The following is a 20,736-nucleotide window of genomic DNA, read 5'->3' on the forward strand; positions in this document are numbered from 1 at the left end:
TGATTTTAAATCTTTTTTAAAAGTTTATTTGTACAGTTTATTTATGCTAAAGATAACCATCAATAATTGAAATTATCGTTCTGGTACAAATCAGGAGGTTCAACAAACATGAGTAAAATAGGAAAGAAGATGATTGCTGCATGCAGCGTAGCCATTGGAAGTATTTATGCAACGGGTTATATAAACACCCTATCTGACGCGCAAGCTGTTCAAGTCACGCCGGCTCATCATCAGAAAAAAACGACCCATCAGACAGACAATCAACCGATTGTCAATGACAGCTGGGGAGAAGATATAGCTTCGTCTAATAAAAGCCAGTCATCAGCAAGTACCAAAAGTTCTGCTCCTAAAACAAAATACAAAGATGGTACATATTCTGGCCAAGGAAGCAACCGTATCGGAACTGTCTACGTATCCGTGACCATTAAAAATGACCGAATTGATACAGTTGAAATTACAGAAGCGGATACTCACTATTCTCAAAGTTACATTGAGAACCTTCCGTCTCAAGTCGTACAAAGACAAAGCTCAGATGTCGATGTCGTGAGCGGAGCAACGCTTAGCACGGAAGATTTTCAAAATGCGGTGGATAACGCACTTCAGCAAGCAATGAATGCATAAAGGAGAAACGAATGATGCCCATAAAAACGTATAGCCGCTCTGTCTTATCTATGGGAACAATCGTGTCCATTCAAGTAATTGCTCCCCAATCAGAGGAAGCAAATGTCCTTCACCATATTTCAAAGGCATTTACTATTTTTAAGACCGTTGAAACGACATGCAGTCGATTTGATGCCAAAAGCGAAGTTATGAAGCTAATTAGACATATCAAAGAACCTGTTGCCGTTAGCCCTCTATTATTTGAAGCCCTTCATTTCGCTATCTTAGTAGCAAATGAAACGTATGGAATCTTTGACCCAACGGTAGGAAAACAATTAGAAAACCGAGGTTTTAACGAACATTACTTATATGGAAATTCCATACAAACGGACGAAGCAGTCGATTCTGGAAGGTATAAAGATATCGTATTGGATACACATAAAAAAACGGTTCTCTTACAAAAACCGATGATTATAGATCTTGGAGCGGTTGCCAAAGGATTAGCTATTGATCTGGCTGCCCGCTCCCTTCCTTATCAGCATTTTATGATTAATGCCGGAGGAGACATTCTAGTTAAAGGACTCAATCAACACGGAGAGTTATGGAAAGTCGGGATTCAGCACCCTTGGATTCAAACGCAGTCATTACTGACTTTACGTGTAACAGATACGGCTGTCTGCACATCAGGAAATTATGCTAGAAAAAATAAGACGCAACCATCCATGCATCATTTGGTTAATCCCTTATCCCCATCCACTCGAAGCAGTCTAATGAGTTGTACAGCGATTGCTCCTTCTGCCATGCTGGCCGATGCATTATCTACATCAGCTTTTATTTTAGGAGCGGAAAAAGGAGTGAATTTATTGAATGATGCCGACATACGCGGCGTACTCTTCGACTCTAGCTTCACTCCTTTTTTCACATCAGATATGGAGGAATGAATGAATTATGACCACACGTTCTGAACGAAGAAGCGGTGTTAAATATATTAGTACACCAAAAGGTTATATTATTGTAGATGAAAACAAACCAAAAGAAATAAGTCGGTGGGCGCAGCTAGTTAAAACACCTAAAAGATACGTGATGGCTATGCTGCTGCTTTTAACCTTATTAGGTGAATTCAACTCTTCTGCCTTTCAAGGATTAGGACACCTACTGCTTGCCATATGCTCGGCGGCCGCCTTAGATTTAGGATTTTCTTTCGCTTATAAAAAGAAAATTCAGCTCCCTGACGGCGGGATCATTACTGGATTAATTATTGCCTTAGTGCTTAGCACATCTACACCGCCTTCGGTCACATTTTGCACCGTAGCTGTAGCGATTTTATCCAAGCACTTAGTAAAAGTAAAAAAGAAGCCTATTTTTAACCCTGCCGCTTTTGGTCTTCTCTTTTCGCTTATTGTCTTTTCAAGCGGCCAAAGCTGGTGGGGAAGCTTATCTTTACTACCCGTCTGGCTCATTGTATTCGTGTTTGTGACAGGGTACCTTGTGACAAGCAAAGTAAATAAATTCCCTCAAGTATTTGCGTTTTTAGGCGTGTATTTTGCTGTTTTTGCGATTATGTCATTAATAGGAGTAGGTGATGTAGCGGATGCTTTAAGAGCTCCTTTTGTCAATTCTGCTTTATTTTTAGCCTTCTTTATGGTGACGGATCCGCCAACTTCTCCTGTGAAGTATAAAGACCAAATTAAATTTGGGCTGCTTGCGGGGGCAATTAGCGCCGTAGATTACTTAGTTTTTGGCGGTCTCGCCTATTTATTAATTGGCCTGTTAATTGCTAATGCGTGGAAAGCATGGAAGGCTGTAAACAAAAAAGTAACAAAAAAAGCTGCCTGACGACAGGCAGCTTTTTTCATAGCGGAATTTTCACATGAAATTCCGTACCCACGTTTTTTTGACTAAAAACCTTAATTTCTCCGTCATGAGCTTGTACAATCCATTTGGCAATCGCCAGACCTAATCCTGACCCTCCTTCGGCACGGGCTCGGCTCTTATCACTTCGATAAAAACGATCAAACACATACGGAAGATCTTTCGCTTCAATTCCAATGCCTGTGTCTTTGACAATTAGCGTCATAGAGTGGTGATGTTTCTTTAGACTAACATGAATGCTTTCTCCAGGTGGGGTGTACTTAAAAGCGTTGTCTAATAAAATCATACATAGCTGATGAAGTCGTTCTTGATCTCCTCCGCACATTAACGATTCAATTTCCCTTGTGAAGTGCAGCTCTTTTAGTTCAAATATAGGATCAAACTGATTAGCCACTTTATCAACCAGCTCACCCATATTAAAGACCGTTTTGTTTAGCAGCTGTGCACTTGAATCAGATCTAGCCAGTGTTAGTAAGTTGCCAACCAGCTTCGTCATCCGCTTCACTTCGTTTAAGCTTTGATAAATATTTTCGCTTTCTTGCTCAATCGTATGATTTGGTCGTCTAAACAATAGCTCGAGATGCGTTTGCATCACGGAAAGAGGCGTCCTTAACTCATGGGAAGCATCTGCAATAAATTCGACTTGTTTGTTCCAAGACTTTTGGATAGGTACAAGCGCTCGATTGGCTAAAAACAAGCCAGCTACAAGCGAAAGAAGCAGTCCAATAAAAGCTGAAATGATAAGAAGAAAAGCAAGGTGCTCTAAGGTTTGAGTTTCTGGATCTACGTTTAAGACAAGTTGAATTGTTGAAACGTTTTGATCTTTTATATATCCTTCGTTTTTCACATTCATCACTCGATAAGCATGACCGTTTACTTCTTGCGACGTTTGGATTTTTCCTTCTGAGAGTGCAGGCTTAAAGTCGTCAATATCGTTTGTATATAACCCTTTTTTAGGTGTAATTTTGATTAGTTTTTTATCACTGCTCCAAAGTAAAAACGCAACGCGCCGTTCTGTTTCTCTCTCATTGTTTTCTTGGATCTCATGTAAGTTTCTTTTTTTAACCTGCTCGCTCATCTCACTTAGCCGATTGTCCGGGTTTAAAAAAATAAGATGCTGCATGTAAAAATACAAAACTACACTAAAAATGCTCAAAATAACCATCAGCACCATTGTGTTAAATAACACAAGCCTGATTCTCGTTTTTTTAAACATGCTCTTCCCCTTTTAACATAAAGCCTACGCCTCTGACTGTACGTACATAATTGTCACAATTAAAAGGCTGAAGCTTCTTTCTTAAATGGTGAACATAGACGTCTACTACGCCCACTCCTACATCAGATGTAAATCCCCATACCCGATTAAAAATTTGATCTCGAATAAGGATTTGTTCTTTATTTCGAATAAAATATTCTAAAAGCTGAAATTCTTTAATCGTTAACGTTAGGGCACTCCCATTTATCATAACTTCATGATTGGCTTCTCGTATAGAAATGGGACCATATGAAATCATCCCTTCTTCTGCCTGCAAGTCTCTGAGCATTACCCTTAACCTCGCAAAAAGTTCAGCCATGGCAAAAGGCTTAACCAAATAATCATCGGCTCCATAATCGAGTCCTTTCACTCGATCTTCTACACTATCTTTTGCGGTGAGAAAAATAACTTTCGTCAGTACCTTTTGTTTCCTTAGCTTTTTTAGTATGTCAAGCCCTGTCATACCAGGCAGCATAATATCTAAAATTAAGGCATCATAAATATTCTGCTCTGCTAAAAACAAACCTTCATCTCCTTCAGAAGCACAATCAACTTCATATCCTTCTTCTTTTAAGCCTTCTACGATACCGTGTAATAATGAAGCATCATCTTCTACTACAAGTACACGCATATCAAATTCCCCCTTTTGTGCTTACCTCAATAATCATTATCTTAGCATGTCACTTTTAAAAATATTTTAAAACTAGCGCGTTATCATCTCTTATACTTTATAAAAAAAGTTATGTCTGCAAGCAGACATAACTTTTAACTAAACGCTATTTATGATCAGGACGTCGGTAAATGAACACCGCTTCTTTTGGCAGTTTACCAAACAAAAAGCTAGCAAACGGTAAAAGACGATGACATCCCCAGATAATTAGGTAACAGCCTGCTAATGTTAAAATATAGCGTGCCAAGATTTCAAAGTGAAACATGTAATTGCCTTGTATTGGTACTGCTTTTGCCACAAAGTTTAAAACCATTGGATGAATCAAGTAAAATCCAAAAGAGTACATGGCAATATTTTTAACAACCGTCACGGACTTCACAGAAAGCTTTTCAGCTAATATCTCTGCAATTCGGAAAAAGAAATAACTTCCCACGACCAAATAAATTGTATTAACAGCCTCATACGTAAAGCCTGAAATTTGAATTGTCTTCATTGTGTATAAGTGATAATTTAACAGTGAAATAGCTATTCCCGATCCGAGCGTCACCAGAAATAATACAATATTTGAACGACTATACTTTTTATCCACTTGTTCGCGATAATAAATACCAATCCAACCGCCGAGTAAAAACGTAGCCATCGTATTTAAAAATAAATTAAATGAAGTGATATGATACGTATTGTTAAGCATTAAATAACCAAGCTGAATGATAATACCAAACAGCCACATGTATTTTTTAAAAATGGTTACTTTTTGTGCTAGCCACACAAAAACCGGCAGCACAAGATACACTTGTACAATTAAAAAGATAAAATGAAGCTGATAGTAAGACTCTCCGCGTAAAATACGCCTTGCAATGTCAGCTGCATTTAATTCTGTTGCTCCCACATAATACGAATAAAATTCATAAATAAGTGCCCAAATAACATAGGGAACCAAAATATATGTCACTCTTCGAGCATAATACGTTTTCCATAAAGTCTTTGTTAACGGCTTGTTAATATAACTATAAAAGAAAACCAAACCTGTGATCACAATAAAGATGCCTGCTTCAATTCGAACAATTCGATTAAGAAAATGATATTTCTGATAAGCTTCGCTTGCAAATGGCAGTACCGTTGCATATGCCGCTGTTACGTGTACGAGCACAACCATCATCATAGCGAATAAGCGTAAAAAATAAATGGATTGAATATGCTGCTTTTGTTTTTGCTTCACTTTTTCTCTCCTATATCATGTGAAATATAAATTCTAGATGAATAATAGAACATTCAATTTTTTCTTATCTTTCCCGTTTTTACAAATAAAAAAGCTAATAACATAAAATAAATGTTATTAGCTTTACTCGTTTGTATTTTATCTTTCCTCTTGCTATGACGCAACTGAATTTACAAAAACAATAAAGAACTTAAATACAAAGACCTAATTAAATCCCTTTTATTTACGGTGCATTTTAAATTCTAAAAATAATTCGTTGTAATAAGCAAGCATTCGTTTGCCTAAGTTATTATATACTTCAAGCTTTTTTGTTAGTTCTTCCTCTGGATAAAAACGTTCATCTTCCGCTACTTCTTTCGGCAAATAATCTAACGCTTTTTTATTAGGCGTAGAATATCCTACATATTCTGCATTTTGAGCAGCGTGTTTAGGATCTAGCATAAAATTCATGAATTTATGTGCGCCTTCTACGTTTTTAGCCGTTTTTGGAATAACCATGTTATCAAACCATAAATTCGAACCTTCTTCTGGAACAACGTAATTCAGCTTATCGTTTTCACTCATAATTTCAGAAGCATCACCAGACCAAACAACGCCAACTGCCGCTTCTTCATTTGCTAGGAGCATCTTAATCTCGTCTCCTACAATGGCTTTGACATTTGGTGTTAATGTATCAAGCTTTCTTTTTGCTTCTTGAAGATGAGCTTTATTCGTGTCATTTAATGAATAATTTAAGCTGTTTAGCCCCATTCCCATCACTTCTCTAGCGCCATCTGCAAGTAAAATTTGATTTTTTAGCTTAGGATCCCATAAATCATTCCAACTCTTTATCTTCTTACCATGAATCATATCAGAGTTATAAACAATACCTACAGTTCCCCAAAAATAAGGAATAGAGTACTTATTGTCAGGATCAAAAGATAAGTCTAAAAAACGCGGATTAATGTATTTTAAATTAGGCAGCTTCGAATGATCAATTGGCAACAGTAAATTGTCTTCACGCATCTTGCTAATCGCATATTCAGAAGGCACGGCAATATCAAAAGTCGTACCGCCTTGTTCAATTTTGGTCATCATTGCTTCATTCGAATCGAAGGTCTGATAAATGACTTTAATTCCGGTATCTTTTTCAAACTGTTTCACTAAGTCAGGATCAATATAATCTCCCCAATTATAGACGGTCAGCGTATCTCCTCCCGAGTAACCTTCGGCATTGTTCAAATGATGAACCACATACATAAGAACGAAAGAAAGGATGACGATGAAGATAAACGGCTTTGCTAATTGCTTCATTTTCCAGTCGCCACCCCTTTCACTTTATTGCTATATCGCTGACTGATAAAGTAATAACCAATTACAATCAGCACGGTAAACATGAAAATAAGAGTAGAAAGAGCATTGATTTTCAGCGATACCCCTCTTCTTGCTAACGAATAAATTTCTACTGAAAGCGTAGAAAAACCGTTCCCGGTCACAAAGAACGTAACCGCAAAGTCATCCAAAGAGTAAGTTAAAGCCATAAAAAAGCCTGCAAAGATACCCGGACGAATAAATGGCAATACCACTTTCGAAAGTACTTCAAAGCGGCTTGCGCCCAAATCACGGGCTGCATCGAGCAGTGTCGGACTCATTTCCTGCAGCTTAGGCAGAACCATGATGACCACAATCGGTACACTGAATGCAATATGCGCTAATAATACCGATATAAACCCGAGCTTTACACCGATAATGGTAAATAGAATTAAAAAAGATGCGCCAATAATAACATCTGGACTCACAATTAACACATTATTAAATGTTAACAGCGTGTTTTGAACACGTCTGCGCTTCACGTATACGATAGCAAGTGCTCCTATCACGCCAATAATCGTTGAAATAACCGAAGACAATAGAGCAATAATTAAGGTATTTAAGACAATAATGAGCAAACGTGTGTCTTGAAACACTTCTTTGTACCAATCTAACGTAAACCCTTCAAATTCTCGCATGTTTCCTCCGCTGTTAAAAGAGTAATACATTAAATAGAAAATGGGCGCGTATAAAATGAAAAATACAAAAAATAAATAAAGGTGGCTGAACTTCCACTTTCTCTTCATTTTACACACCTCTCTTTCCAGTGCCTGTTATGAGCATCATAACGGCCATCGCAATAATTAAAAAGACGGCAATTGTGGCTCCCATGCCCCAATCCTGCGTCACTAAAAAATGTTGTTCAATCGCCGTTCCCAGTGTAATAACGCGGTTTCCAGCAATTAAACGCGTAATCATAAAGAGTGATAGTGCTGGAATAAAAACAGCCTGACAACCTGATTTAACCCCTTCTAGCGTTAGCGGAAATACCACGCGCTTAAATGTCACCCATGAAGATGCCCCCAAGTCTCGAGAAGCGTAGATAAGCGAGGGATTAAGTTCTTCTAAAGAGTTAAAAATCGGCAAAATCATAAAGGGGATAAAAATATACACCGATACAAATACAAAACTAAAGTCAGTAAATAAAATTTGATGAGTGCCAAGTCCCAGAAATTCAGTAAATTTATTAACCGTACCGTACGTGCCAAATATACCTAAAAAAGCATAGGCTTTTAATAATAGGTTAATCCACGTCGGTAAAATAATCAGTAGAAGCCAAAGCTGCTTATGCTTAAGCTTTGTTAGTAAATAAGCTGTGGGATAAGAAAAAACCAAGGAAAATAACGTAATTAAAAAGGCATACCAAAATGAGCTCAGCGTCATCTGTAAATAAACAGGGGTAAAAAATTTCTTATAGTTTTCAAGCGTCAGCTCATTATCAATGCTGAAAAAAGAATAATAGACAACTAATATAATGGGAGCAACTACAAAAAGCAAAATCCATAACACATACGGGACTAAATAAATATTTCTTGATTTAGTTTGCATGGTAATCCTCTTCATAACCTTCGAGTCGCTTATCGAATTCTTCTTCCGTTTCATTAAATCGCATAACATGAATAGCTTCAGGCTCAAAATATAAACCAATTTCTTCGCCAACCGTTGCCTTTTTCGTAGAGTGAACGAGCCACTCGTTCCCTGCATGGTCATAGCCTAAAATTTCATAATGGACTCCTCTAAACAGCTGTGAATCTACACGAACCTGCAGCTTCCCTTGATCGGAGCTTGTAATGGCTAAATCTTCAGGTCGAATCACAATTTCAACCTGCTCATTTTGGTTTAACCCTTGATCGACACATTCAAATTGCTGGCCGCCAAACTCCACTAAGAAGTCAGCAATCATTTTACCTGGCACAATATTTGATTCACCAATAAAATCAGCAACAAAACGATTAATTGGCTCATCATAAATATCTGTAGGTTCCCCGCTCTGCTGAATTCTTCCTTTATTTAAAACAAAGATTTCATCGGACATCGCAAGCGCTTCTTCTTGATCGTGCGTAACAAAAATGAACGTAATACCTAGACGGCGCTGTAATTCTCTTAACTCGTATTGCATTTCCGTCCGCAATTTTAGATCAAGAGCTGAAAGCGGCTCGTCCAGCAAAATAACTTCAGGCTGATTTACAATTGCTCGTGCAATGGCTACGCGCTGTCTTTGACCGCCTGACATTTCCTTTATTTCTCTTTTTTCATATCCTTCTAGGTTAACAAAGCGAAGGGCTTCTTTAACTTTTATCGCAATATCAGCATTTTTCATCTTCTTGATTCGAAGACCGAATGCTACGTTTTCAAATACATTCAAATGCGGAAAAAGCGCGTAGTCTTGAAAAACCGTATTAACCTGACGTTTGTTAGCCGGAACATCATTAATTCTTTTCCCATTAAAATAAATCGTTCCGCTCGAGGCCTCCGTAAAACCTGCAATTAATCGTAAAATCGTTGTCTTTCCACATCCCGATGGACCTAAGAGGGTATAAAACTTCCCTTTTTCAATTTCAAAGCTTACATGATCCAATACAACTGAATCATTATCATATTGCTTGGTCACATTTTCAAATTGAATAATTGCATTCGTAGATGTCATTTCACTTCACCTCTTTTGTTCTATAAATAAGACTCTGTCGCCACAATAATTAACTCTGTTATTCCGTCATGAGCATTTAAAATCTGATGCTCTTCAGAAGCTTGAAAATAGATGGTTTCTCCTTGTTTGGCTTCATATATTCTGCCTCCAAGCTTCACCTTCACACACCCGCGCAAAATATAGCCAAACGTTTCTGAAAGAGAAGGCTCAAATCTCTTAAATGCACCTTTTTCATGAAGAATAAGACGAATTGGCTCCATTTCTTTTTCATTTGACTCATGCACAAGCCACTGAATATGGTAACCTTTTTCATCTTCGCAATAACTCGTGTAGTCTTCCTCTCTGTATACAACCTTTTGAACATGTGTATCAATTTCAAAGAATTCTTTCGGTTCGCACCCCAGTACTTCCAAAATACTAAAAAATGTTTCTAAAGACGGCGAACTTAAATCGCGCTCTAGCTGCGAAATATAGCCTTTGCTTAAATCAGTACGTTCTCCTAGCTCTTCTTGTGTTAAACCTTTTTTTAATCGTAAATTTTTAATTTTCTTTCCTATTTCCATACTCTCGATCCTCAACTGTATTTAAAATTAGCAAACAGCATGAATGATTGTTCATGCTGTTTCAAACTCAAGTTTTGTTTTACTTAACTTAAAGTTTACTTTTAACCTTAAAATATTATACATGAATTATTTTTTAGTACAACCTTAAACACTTAAAAAATAAAAACTCCTTTTATTTAAAAGGAGTTTTTATTTTTATTTATACAACTTATGCGTTTCGTACTGTTTCCCCGATAATGTATCAAACTCAACTTCATGGTAATCTTGAAGGTCTTTTGCAGCTTTTTTAGATAGCGCTGCCGGCTCATCTACTAGCTTTCCTTTTGAGTTTATATACATATTTGAACGAAAAGCCGGCACTTCTGTTTTCATTTGATTCAGCTGATCGTAGAACAGATTACTTTTGTAACCAAGAGATTGAACAAGTGTCGGAGCAATATAAATAGGACTCATCGTACCAAGATTTTTATCTATTTTTGTATCGTAATTAGATAAAAATAAGAGCGGCGTCTCATAAAATTTTTGAGATGTTTGCTGCGTTTTCTCGTTTCCAAAACCCGTTTCTTTGTAAGCTTGAAGATTTTGTCCAAGTGCTGGCAAATGATCTCCCCAAAACACTACAATAGTCGGCTCATCCAACTTTTGAATTTCATCGTTTAATCGTTTTAAAGCAGCATCTGAACGTTTGATTCCTTCAGCATAAATTTCAATTTCCTTTTGCATTTCCGGTGATAACCCTTTACCGGTTACTTTAATTGTTTCCTGACCATTATACTTATCCGCTGAGTAAGGAAGGTGATTTGCAATCGTTACAGCATGCACAAATGCAGGCTTTTTCGACTGACGAAGCGTATCGAGTACTTCATCAACTACAGCTTCATCGGAAACAAATTCTTTGTTATCTTTTTGCGTATGCTTCATTTGATCAATAAACTTCACTTGATCAAATCCCAAATTTGGATACACATTTTGTCTCATATAAAGCATGCCGCTGTTTGGATGCATAGCTGTTGTAGCATAGCCTTGTTTTTCTAAATAAGAAACAAAAGACGGATATTCTTTTTTACTCAATACATGCTGATAAGGAAGGCCTCCAGGATTAAAGAAGGACAAAGAGTAGCTCGTCAGCGCTTCAAACTCCACATTAGCTGTCTCTCCGCCAAATGAAGGACTTAAAGACCACCCAGAAGGATATTTCTTTTGAAGCTCCCTTGTATTTTTCATTGGATCTTCAGAGAACGTCACGTTAAGCTTTGTTGGGTCCCAAAACGTTTCATTCATTACAAACACAACGTTTGGCTTGACTTCAGTCCTGCTTTCTTGTGTTTTCTCTTCCTTTGACTGAATGCGTTTTGCCACTTTGGCCATTACTTCCTGTGAGTAGTCATCCGGCTCTTGCAGCACATCTGTTTTAACATTTGAAATCATGCCAATAACAGGTCCATTATAGTAATAATTATTTTGCTGATTCCAAGGCATCAGCGCAGCATATTGATCATAATATTTTTGAGCAAACGAGTGTTCAAAGAATAAAAATGATTTCATTAAAAAGATAAGCGGCAGAATCATAATAATTCGAAGAAACCATCGAATTTTAATTTTCGGCAAGAAAAACCAAAGAGCGATTAGTACGACAATAGATCCAATAACTCCTATTACAATGGGAATTGAAATCGAATCTTTAATCATCGGAATAACTTCTTTTAACTGACTCGCTTGAATAAAATCGTTCGGGAACAATGGTTCATTTCGAAAGATTTTTTTATAATAGTTTACAAGAGCTAAAATAAAATACAGAACAAAGGTAATTCCAGCCCCTAAATAAGCTTCCCCTACTAGCATAATGATCGCTAGTGTTAACAGCGAAAGTAAAAATACGGTAAAAAGATAGCGTTCGGGATATGCTTGCATCCACTCTATTGTTTTGCCTGGATTATGTATATCAATATGATAGATAACAAAAACCATAGCAGAAACGGCTGCTACCGTAATTGAAAACACAATTGCCGTAAAAATGGCGTACCACTGCGAACCTTGTATTCTCTCTATCTGATTAAATCGAAGCAGCAAATAGAAAGTGAGCGCCCATAAGACAAGTGAGCATCCCCCTATTAATACGACGAACCCAGCTGTATGGATTTGGGCCCAGTCAAACAATATCTTTGTGTCATTTGATATATTAAGCATAACAACACTGTATAAAAAAACGCTAAGCAGCCCATACGCTGCCAGCATTGGCAAAGAACGATACAAATGTTTAAACATAACCTTAAGCCTCCTATTTACAATATCTTAACACTTTTAATATGATTTTAACATTCCTATCTCTCTCGCCTTCACGCCTAATTTCCCCAAAATCACATCAATAACATTTCCCGAGAAATTTCACAAAAAAAAGCCCGCTTTTCTTATGAAAAGACGGGCCTCTTAGCCGTTTTATACGTATGTAAAAATTGCTGTTATGAACGCTCTTTCACTGCTTCTGCTTTTAGCAGATCACGAATTTCTGTTAAGATCTCTTCTTCTTTTGACAGAACAGCCACTTCTTCCTCTACTTTCTCTTCTTCTTTTCTCTTAAAACGATTAAAGAAACGAATAAATAAAAAAATCGAGAATGCAACAATTAAGAAATCAACAATTGTTTGAATAAAAGATCCATATAATACCGTAGCATCTCCAACCGTAAAGGATAAATCTTTAAAGTCTATCCCTGCTAACAACAAACCAATCAGCGGCATAATAATATCATTTACAAGAGACGTGACAATTTTTCCAAATGCAGCTCCAATAATAACACCGACAGCTAAATCTAATACATTTCCTCGCAAAGCAAACTCTTTAAATTCTTTAAGCATCTGTTTATTCCACCTCCTGCCCTTCATTTCAAACTTTCATGATAATACATCCTAAATTAAACAGACAAGGTGCATTTTCATTTTTCTCTTTTTCATGAGATATGTACCAGACCTTTAGTTGTATTTCTGCCCAGATTTTCACTTTATATTCGCGTGTAAAAACGCACTTTCAGTTTTCATTCAGGAAAGGTTCATATTCAGTCCATTTTTCTTTTATACACTAATAGCATGTAATTCATCAAATATGTGAACGAACAATAGAGGAGATGGCTAGAACGTGAGAAAAATTCTACTGCGAGCAGCGGCTTTGTGTCTCGCAGCTATTATCAGTATTTCTTATACAGCAGGCACGGCGGAGGCAAGTGAAAACACAGCAAATAAAGATTTAATTATTATTAATAAAAAAACAAATCAGCTTGCTTATTTTCATAATGGAAAGTTAGAAAAGACGTATTCAGTAGCTACGGGAAAAACGTGGAGCGATACGCCGGTAGGCTTTTTTAAGGTTGTTAATAAAATTAAAAATCGTCCTTACTATACAGGGCACATTGCAGGAGGCGCTCCTAATAACCCTCTTGGCTCCCGCTGGCTAGGGCTTAATGCAAACGGAACAACCGGCGACACATACGCTATTCATGGGAATAACTCAGAAGATAGCATCGGCAAATATGTAAGCCACGGCTGCGTACGAATGCATAATGCGGATGTCGAAGAATTATTCAGTAAAGTGGCGGTAGGAACATCTGTAACTATTACGTATTCATCAAAAACCTTTGAAGAACTGGCAAAAGTATACGGCTACGGACAGCTATGAAAAAATAAAAGCTTATCCAAGAAATCTGGATAAGCTTTTATTCTTCTCTATTCCCATACATGAGCTCCGTACTGTGTGAATATAGCTCAATAATATTCCCAAACGGATCTTCACAATAAATTAAGTAATAAGGTTTTCCAGGTCTTGTATTCCATACTTGGCTGCGCTTTTTACCTCCTGATTGTTCGATTTTATCCGCTAACTTTTCCACGTCATCGGCTATTAAACACATGTGAAAATAACTTTGATACTGCTCATCGCTGTCTTTTAATACAAGAGGCATTTGCGGCTTATTAAATTCAAATAGTTCAATGCCTACCTGGTTGTCAGCTGTCATGTGAGCATTTTTCATTTTTTTGATATGAGATCCCAGTAAATCTTGAGTCATATTTTCAGCTTGTTCTTCCTCCGCATTAAACGTATAGGGACCAGCAATTCTCTTGAATCCTAAAACTTGCTCATACCACTGCACGGCTTTTTCTACATCAGGTACAGCTAATCCAACGTGAGTAATAGCTACCATTTTATCATCCTCCTATACACAAACATTCCCTTTCTACAAAAAGAAAAACAGCCCATTTAAAATGGACTGTTTACACGCACCAAATTTATTCACGATTTTAAAGCATTGTATTGAGCAATGATTTCTTTTGTTAAATCATTACTTGCCTCTAACCCACTAACCTCTTTTAATACATACTCAATACCATACTCATGAATATTCGCTTGAAGCTTCATAGCCTCTTTATCTTCTTGCGGGTCAAATAAAAGCGCAGCGGCAATAGCCTTCGCTAAGTGGGTATAAGAAAGGCCCGCTTTTTTTGCTTCTAGCGCTGGACGAATCAAACGATCCTGAGGCCCAAGCTTGCGAATTGGCGCTCTTCCTACACGTTTAACTGAATCATTTAGATGAGGATTCTTAAAGCGCTCAATAATTTTTACGATGTAGGCTTCGTGTTCCTCTCTATCTAAAGCATATCTCTTAATTAGATAGTCTCCTGTTTCTCGTAGCGTTTGCTGTACTTGTTCGTAAATATCTGAATCTCTTAACGTTTGATCAATCGTTTCTTTTCCTTTTAAATAACCAAAATATGCAATCACCGCATGTCCTGTATTTACTGTAAATAACTTTCTTTCAATAAAAGGAGCAAGGTCAGGCACAATCTTCATTCCTTCTACAAAAGGAATATCTTCAGGTGCCTCTACTACCCATTCATAATAGGATTCTACTAAAACGTCAAGCGAACCTTGGTTGTGTTGAATAGGTACGATACGATCTACAGCTGAATTGAAGAAAAAGACCTTATTTACCATATGAGCTTTTGTCTCTTCATCCAGCGCATCAAAAATATAGCCTTTTAATAAATCTGTCGCAGAGATTTGATTTTCACATGCAATAATATATACATTTTCGTCGCTTGCTTTCACACGCTCAGCCAAACCTTTAGCAATTAAAGGAGCAATTCGCGGCAGAACGTTCGGTCCAATCGCCGTCGTAATGTACGTTGCTTCTTTAATCGCTTTAATGACTGCTTGTTCTTGTGTAAGATTATTTAAACCAGATACGTTTTGAACAGCTAATGTCTCGGGGTGCTCTGCGGCTGTTATTACGTTATACCCTTCATCTGTGTTTAACTGATTAATAATCTTTTCCGCAATATCTACGAATGTAACGTGATAGTTGCTTTGAGAAAACAATGCTCCAATAAATCCTCGCCCGATATTACCTGCTCCAAAATGAACTGCTTGTTTCACAAAAATCATTCCTTTATCAAATTATTTCGAAGGTACTCATGAAACGTATCTTCTAGCCTTTTGCGAATTATCTCTTCGTTCGAGGACGAAAAAATCATCATTGCTTCATGATCTTCAATTAAACTTGTACTAATTAAACTTAAAATTTCTTGCTGTGCTTCACTTAGCTCTTCAGGTGCGAGCATTAATAGAAGGTTACGCGCCTGCATGTTCGTTCCGTCCATACCTTTAACTGTGCAAGGCTGTTCTAAATGTGAAATTTGAAAGATCAGCTCTTTCACGTGATGTTCACGGCAATGGAACAGTGCCATACTCGTTTGCGGAATTCCTAAACCGCCTTTGTTTTCTCGTTCCTTAAGCTGATCAATAACGCAGTTGGCATTGGTTATTAAACGCTCTTTTTCAGCGGCGTGTACTACGTGCGAAATCACTTGATCTTGACTCACTGCATCCGAAAATCGATACATTCTAAGGTTTTGAAGAATTGATTCGATACTTCCATGCACATCCTTAATTTGCTTCATCGTTTCCTCAAAAGACGGTTTTTCTTTAGAAACAGTCTTATTTTTATATTGGAACGAGCGATAGTCCTTATCCTTGGTTAACTTTTGAATGTTTTTCTGTAAAAAATTCTGAACGGACTGAATATCCTCTTCGGTTAAGAGTGGATTGACTAAAATGTAATCTACATTTAAAAAAGGAAGTCTTACCGTTGAAATCACTACGTCATACCCTTCAAGCGCAGCTTCTTTGATTTCTTTTACCGATTTAATGACAACTGAATTAATCTCCGGAATCTCTTTACGAATACGGCTAGCTAACATTTTTGAGGTGCCGATTCCAGTTGGACAGACAATCAGTGCCTGAATTTCCATGACTTCTTCTTTTAGCACTAGCGTTGAACCAAAATGCAAAACAAGATATGCCACTTCATCATCTGGAAAAACTAAATCCGGCAGCTCTTGATCGATACTGTTTCTTACAGCCATAAATAAAACAGGGTACTTTTTCTTAATCTCTTCTGTTAACGGATTAAAAAGCTCCATTTTCTGCTTGAGGCGAAAGATGGCTGGTTCCATATGAGCAAGCAGCCCTTGGTAAAGGGAAAAATCACCGGTTAAGTCGGTGTTAAGCTGAACAGAAACATGAGCAATCATATTCTTGATAATCTGCCCAACCACTACGCTGTCGTAATATACGTCTCTTGTAGTTTGGAACTTTGCTGCACGCAGCCGTACTGCTAAGAAATGAATATCTTTTTCTGTAAAAGAAAGAGAAAATACCCGTTCAATTTCACGGCAAATATCCTTCATTAAGAACATTTCACTCGCCAGCTCTTCCGTTTGGCCGCCGTCTTCTTCTAGATACATTTGCTTTTTCGTTCGCTGTATCATAATGCAAATATGAACAATGAGCCCTATATAATCGCTGTCAGCCAGCTTAGAATGATGCTGATTAATCGCTTCATGTACAATTCGGTCTACTTCTGCTAAATAATTCGGATAAAAATAATGCAAAATCGTTTCATCCGTATGCTGCTGATTTTCTGCTAAAAACAAGCACTCAATTAACTCTTCATTAAAGTGAAAAAGAAAATAATTGGCTAATGCGTTTCGTTTATTGGCTTCGGTAGCCTGAACCTCTACTCCCACCCCTCTTCTTCGATGAAGGAAAACGTCAAATGTGTTTAACCACTCCGTGAGTTCATCTAAATAAGCAGTGAGTGTAGTGATACTTACTCCTAAGTCTTTAGCCAGCGTTTGCAATTTAAAGGAATCTCCTTCTTCTAGAAGAAGAATTAAAAGAATTAATTTTCTTTCCTGTGGAGACTGATCCGTCGTTTTAATCTTCATCAGCTCTTGGATAAGACGAAAAATTTGTTCATTTTTACCTTCAATCATTAGCCCTTCATCTTGTGTACGAATCAGCTTCAAATTAAATTTTTTAAGTATTGATTCAATTGCTTTCAAATCTCGGTGAACGGTTCTTACACTTACGTTCAAAAAAGTAGCAAGTGTAAGGGCTGTATGCTTCCCTGCCGTTTTAATAATTAACTCAATGATTGATTTTTCTCTTGAAGTAATAAACAAGAACATCAACTCTTTTCTTATTTATAAACAAAAGATAAAAAGGCATCTTCATGCCTTTCTATCCCGTTAGTTACTTTGAATAATAGTCATTAATTCTTTAGCTGATTTGGCATGAACCATCTTTTCAATATTGTCCATATCGGAACACGTAATCGCGATACCAGATAAAATTTCTAAATGGGTCCCGTCTTTTCCAGCAATCCCAAAAATCAAACGAACTTTCTCACCATCAAAATCAACGCCTTCTGGCACTTGGATCACTGTAAAACCCGATCTTAAAACGTTCTTTTTCGCTTCTTCCGTACCGTGCGGAATTGCCACGTCATTTCCCATATAAGTGGAAGTCATATTGTCGCGCTCAATCATCGCTTCAACGTAGTTTTCTTCTACATATCCGCCTTTTACTAACACGCTTCCTGCAAATCGAATTGCTTCTTCCTTAGAAGAAAAGTGCTGATTCAAGAAAACGTTTTCTTCTTTTAGTAAACCATCATTACTATCTGTATTATTTTCTGCAGCTACTTTCTTTTCTTCTTCCGCTTTAGAAGTAGTATGATCATTTTTTAGTTGATCAATTAGTTTGTCATATTCCGGACTAGATAGAAAATTATCAACCGAGATATGATACGCATCTGGAACTTTGTTTTGAGCTCTTGGCGTTAGCTCTTCCTGTGTAATAACGATTTGAGCATCACTTGGAATATTACTGATTGCTGTATTTGTCACCGAAATATTTAAATCTGCTTGTTTAACTTTCTTGCGAAGAAGAGAGGCACCCATTGCACTCGATCCCATACCTGCGTCACAGGCAAAAACAATTTTTTGAACGCTTGCTGGTACTTCTCCTTGCTGTTTTGTAAAGCTTCCTGCTACAGAGCTCTTCTTGCCCTTCATCTCTTGCATTTTGCGAGCTGCTTCGTCTAAATCTTCTGTTTGCTTGCCTGTTTTTAAAATTAATGAACCTACAATAAACGATACGATGGCTGCAACGAGAACACCTGAGATATTTGCAACATAGCTGCCTGCATTGCCTGGTGTAGCAGCTAAAATGGCCAAAATACTTCCTGGTGAAGCAACCGCCTGTAAGCCTCCTCCTAAAAGAACAAAGGTAAATACGCCGCTCATTCCTCCTAAAATAGCCGCAATGATTAGAAGCGGACGCATTAAAACGTAAGGGAAGTAAATTTCGTGAATTCCACCAATAAAATGAATGATAGCTGCTCCCGGAGCTGACTGTTTTGCTGTTCCTTTTCCAAAGAAGCAATACGCTAACAGAATTCCTAACCCCGGACCAGGATTTGTTTCTAATAACAATAGAATGGACTGTCCATTTGTTCGAATTTGTTCTGCTCCGATTGGAGATAAGATACCGTGATTAATAGCATTGTTTAAGAATAAAATTTTAGCGGGCTCAATTAGAATACTTGTAAGAGGAAGAAGGCCATGCGCGACCATCCAATCTACACCAACTACAAGCGCACCTGTAAATCCGTCCACCGCTGGACTAACGCCTAAAAAGGCTAGAATTGCTAGAATGCCTCCAAGAATACCTGCTGAGAAATTATTAATTAACATCTCGAATCCTGTTTTGACTTTACCTTCAATAAACTGATCAAACTTCTTGATGATATAACCGCCAAGCGGCCCCATAATCATAGCGCCAAGAAACATTGGAATATCAGATCCAACAATGACCCCCATGGTTGCGATAGCACCTACAACGCCTCCGCGCTGATCGTGTACAAGCTTTCCTCCTGTATAGCCGATTAGCAGCGGCAGCAAATACTTGACCATTGGATCAACTAGTTTGGTAAGGCTTTCATTTGGAAAAAAGCCTGTTGGAATAAATAAAGCAGTAATAAGTCCCCATGCAATAAATGCTCCGATATTTGGCATAACCATTGAACTTAGAAAGTTCCCAAACTTTTGTACAGCTACTTTTATATTAGATTGAGCCATTTGCTCTCTTCCTTTCTCTACGTGATGATACTTTAATCGTAAGAGATTAAACGCTTTCATTCAATGAATAGGAAAACTAACTTTGTCGTACCACAGACAGACAAAGCTTTTAATTACATAAAAAAACAGCTGAATTGTAAAAATTCAGCTGCTTTTTAACTTAATATTTATCTAATTCACTTACAGGAGATTGAATAATAACTGGATTTTTCTCTGGATTTAACCATTTTAATATAGAGACAACTTGTTCCTTAGAAGTAGCTGTACATCCTGCTGTGTAATTTGTTCCTACATGGAAGAAGATTGCACTTCCCTTTCCTGGCGTTCTAGATTCATTATAATTAATGACAAACCCATAATCGTAAGCGGGAATGTCCATATTCTCAGCGCTCGCCCAGCGGCCATTAGCCGGCTTTTGCTGCCACGTATTATATAGAGAGCTTTTTGAATCGTCTACCCAAACATCATTTGAGGTAATCTTTCGATATGGAAGCTTAGTTCCAGGATTTGCATAGCGTCCGAATGCTGTGCCAATTGTATATTTCCCTGTCGGAGATTCCATATCTCCTTCTTTTTTCGATAAAGCGAATCCTTTTTGTCCAAGTACACCGTTCGCGGTTAAAACTTGCTTCCATTTCCCATCAACTTTTTCAAACGTTTGAATTTTAGCAGACTTCGTATCGTAGTTATCTGCTGTAACCAAGATGACTTGCTGAGCGTTACCTAACGTTTTAAAAGAATCGACTACGAGCTTTAGAGACGCTGTAGCTGAAGCCTGTACATAGTCACTGCTTACATAGCCCGTGCGGCCGTTGTAATTAATTTTGTACCAGCTTCCGCTTTTACTCACCACGGACAGCTTCTGACCTTTTGTCACACTTCCTATAGATGCATAATTTGTGCCCGCTCCGCTTCTTACATTCAGCTTGCTTGCCGTTACTATGTACGTTATGCTTTCTGCTGGTGGAGTTGTTGTTCCTGATGACTGTACATAATCGCTGCTCACGTAGCCCGTACGGCCGTTGTAATTAATTTTGTACCAGCCTCCGTCTTTTGCTCACCACGGACAGTCTTTTGGCCTTTTGTC

19 protein-coding genes are annotated in these 20,736 nt (G+C 37.7%); 4 read left to right on the forward strand and 15 right to left on the reverse strand.

The genetic code is table 11. The features are described 5' to 3' along the window. The first annotated feature begins 108 nt into the window (after nucleotides 1–108). Genes N178_RS22965 through N178_RS22975 form a run of 3 tightly spaced genes read left to right on the forward strand, consistent with a single transcriptional unit; the run spans nucleotide 109 to nucleotide 2,436 of the window. On the forward strand, nucleotides 109–621 hold the full coding sequence (locus tag N178_RS22965) for an FMN-binding protein (RefSeq protein ID WP_045295121.1): 513 nt from the start codon (nucleotides 109–111) through the stop codon (nucleotides 619–621). An 11-nt stretch (nucleotides 622–632) separates the two neighbouring features. Continuing rightward, on the forward strand, nucleotides 633–1,541 hold the full coding sequence (locus N178_RS22970; RefSeq protein ID WP_045295123.1) for an FAD:protein FMN transferase: 909 nt from the start codon (nucleotides 633–635) through the stop codon (nucleotides 1,539–1,541). A 7-nt stretch (nucleotides 1,542–1,548) separates the two neighbouring features. Next, nucleotides 1,549–2,436 (forward strand): RnfABCDGE type electron transport complex subunit D, encoded by an 888-nt coding sequence (locus N178_RS22975; protein WP_045295125.1) that lies wholly within the window; start codon nucleotides 1,549–1,551, stop codon nucleotides 2,434–2,436. Between the two features lie 16 nt (nucleotides 2,437–2,452). Here N178_RS22975 and N178_RS22980 read toward each other — a convergent pair whose 3' ends face one another. From N178_RS22980 to mscL, 10 genes are all read right to left on the reverse strand, one after another. Further along, on the reverse strand, nucleotides 2,453–3,688 hold the full coding sequence (locus N178_RS22980) for a sensor histidine kinase (RefSeq protein WP_045295127.1): 1,236 nt from the start codon (nucleotides 3,686–3,688) through the stop codon (nucleotides 2,453–2,455). Next, nucleotides 3,681–4,358 (reverse strand): response regulator transcription factor, encoded by a 678-nt coding sequence (locus tag N178_RS22985; protein WP_045295129.1) that lies wholly within the window; start codon nucleotides 4,356–4,358, stop codon nucleotides 3,681–3,683. Before N178_RS22985 ends, N178_RS22980 begins: the two co-directional genes overlap by 8 nt. Nucleotides 4,359–4,503: 145 nt before the next feature. Next, on the reverse strand, nucleotides 4,504–5,616 hold the full coding sequence (locus tag N178_RS22990; protein WP_045295131.1) for an acyltransferase: 1,113 nt from the start codon (nucleotides 5,614–5,616) through the stop codon (nucleotides 4,504–4,506). A gap of 219 nt (nucleotides 5,617–5,835) precedes the next feature. After that, complete coding sequence (locus tag N178_RS22995) at nucleotides 5,836–6,909, reverse strand: ABC transporter substrate-binding protein (RefSeq protein WP_045295133.1); 1,074 nt, start codon at nucleotides 6,907–6,909, stop codon at nucleotides 5,836–5,838. Then, nucleotides 6,906–7,712, reverse strand: a complete 807-nt coding sequence (locus N178_RS23000; RefSeq protein WP_013054988.1) for an ABC transporter permease — start codon at nucleotides 7,710–7,712, stop codon at nucleotides 6,906–6,908. The genes N178_RS22995 and N178_RS23000 overlap by 4 nt, the downstream gene beginning before the upstream one ends. A 1-nt stretch (nucleotide 7,713) precedes the next feature. Further along, nucleotides 7,714–8,514, reverse strand: a complete 801-nt coding sequence (locus N178_RS23005; RefSeq protein ID WP_045295135.1) for an ABC transporter permease — start codon at nucleotides 8,512–8,514, stop codon at nucleotides 7,714–7,716. Continuing rightward, entirely contained in the window at nucleotides 8,504–9,613 is a 1,110-nt protein-coding gene (locus N178_RS23010) for an ABC transporter ATP-binding protein (RefSeq protein ID WP_045295137.1), read from the reverse strand. The genes N178_RS23005 and N178_RS23010 overlap by 11 nt, the downstream gene beginning before the upstream one ends. A 20-nt stretch (nucleotides 9,614–9,633) precedes the next feature. Beyond that, nucleotides 9,634–10,176: a helix-turn-helix domain-containing protein gene (locus tag N178_RS23015; RefSeq protein ID WP_013054985.1), complete on the reverse strand. Its 543-nt coding sequence runs from the start codon at nucleotides 10,174–10,176 to the stop codon at nucleotides 9,634–9,636. A 195-nt stretch (nucleotides 10,177–10,371) separates the two neighbouring features. Next, entirely contained in the window at nucleotides 10,372–12,441 is a 2,070-nt protein-coding gene (locus tag N178_RS23020; RefSeq protein WP_045295139.1) for an LTA synthase family protein, read from the reverse strand. A gap of 194 nt (nucleotides 12,442–12,635) precedes the next feature. Further along, nucleotides 12,636–13,031, reverse strand: coding sequence for a large conductance mechanosensitive channel protein MscL (gene mscL / locus N178_RS23025; RefSeq protein ID WP_028411898.1), 396 nt, complete (start codon nucleotides 13,029–13,031; stop codon nucleotides 12,636–12,638). A gap of 277 nt (nucleotides 13,032–13,308) precedes the next feature. Between mscL and N178_RS23030 the strand changes: the two genes are divergently transcribed. Continuing rightward, nucleotides 13,309–13,845, forward strand: a complete 537-nt coding sequence (locus N178_RS23030; RefSeq protein WP_045295140.1) for a L,D-transpeptidase — start codon at nucleotides 13,309–13,311, stop codon at nucleotides 13,843–13,845. A 37-nt stretch (nucleotides 13,846–13,882) separates the two neighbouring features. Here the strand turns inward: N178_RS23030 and N178_RS23035 are convergent, their stop codons facing one another. The 5 genes from N178_RS23035 to N178_RS23055 form a co-directional block, all read right to left on the reverse strand. Further along, nucleotides 13,883–14,368, reverse strand: coding sequence for a VOC family protein (locus tag N178_RS23035; RefSeq protein ID WP_045295142.1), 486 nt, complete (start codon nucleotides 14,366–14,368; stop codon nucleotides 13,883–13,885). Between the two features lie 89 nt (nucleotides 14,369–14,457). Further along, nucleotides 14,458–15,600, reverse strand: a complete 1,143-nt coding sequence (locus tag N178_RS23040; RefSeq protein ID WP_045295144.1) for a mannitol-1-phosphate 5-dehydrogenase — start codon at nucleotides 15,598–15,600, stop codon at nucleotides 14,458–14,460. A 5-nt stretch (nucleotides 15,601–15,605) separates the two neighbouring features. Continuing rightward, nucleotides 15,606–17,696: a BglG family transcription antiterminator gene (locus N178_RS23045; RefSeq protein WP_045295145.1), complete on the reverse strand. Its 2,091-nt coding sequence runs from the start codon at nucleotides 17,694–17,696 to the stop codon at nucleotides 15,606–15,608. Between the two features lie 60 nt (nucleotides 17,697–17,756). After that, nucleotides 17,757–19,649, reverse strand: coding sequence for a PTS mannitol transporter subunit IICBA (locus tag N178_RS23050; protein ID WP_045295147.1), 1,893 nt, complete (start codon nucleotides 19,647–19,649; stop codon nucleotides 17,757–17,759). Nucleotides 19,650–19,809: 160 nt separating this feature from the next. Then, nucleotides 19,810–20,655, reverse strand: coding sequence for an SH3 domain-containing protein (locus N178_RS23055; protein WP_237758592.1), 846 nt, complete (start codon nucleotides 20,653–20,655; stop codon nucleotides 19,810–19,812). Nucleotides 20,656–20,736 lie beyond the last annotated feature (81 nt).

The sequence above is a fragment of the Priestia aryabhattai B8W22 genome, from assembly GCF_000956595.1.
Classification (GTDB): Bacteria; Bacillota; Bacilli; order Bacillales; family Bacillaceae_H; genus Priestia; species Priestia aryabhattai.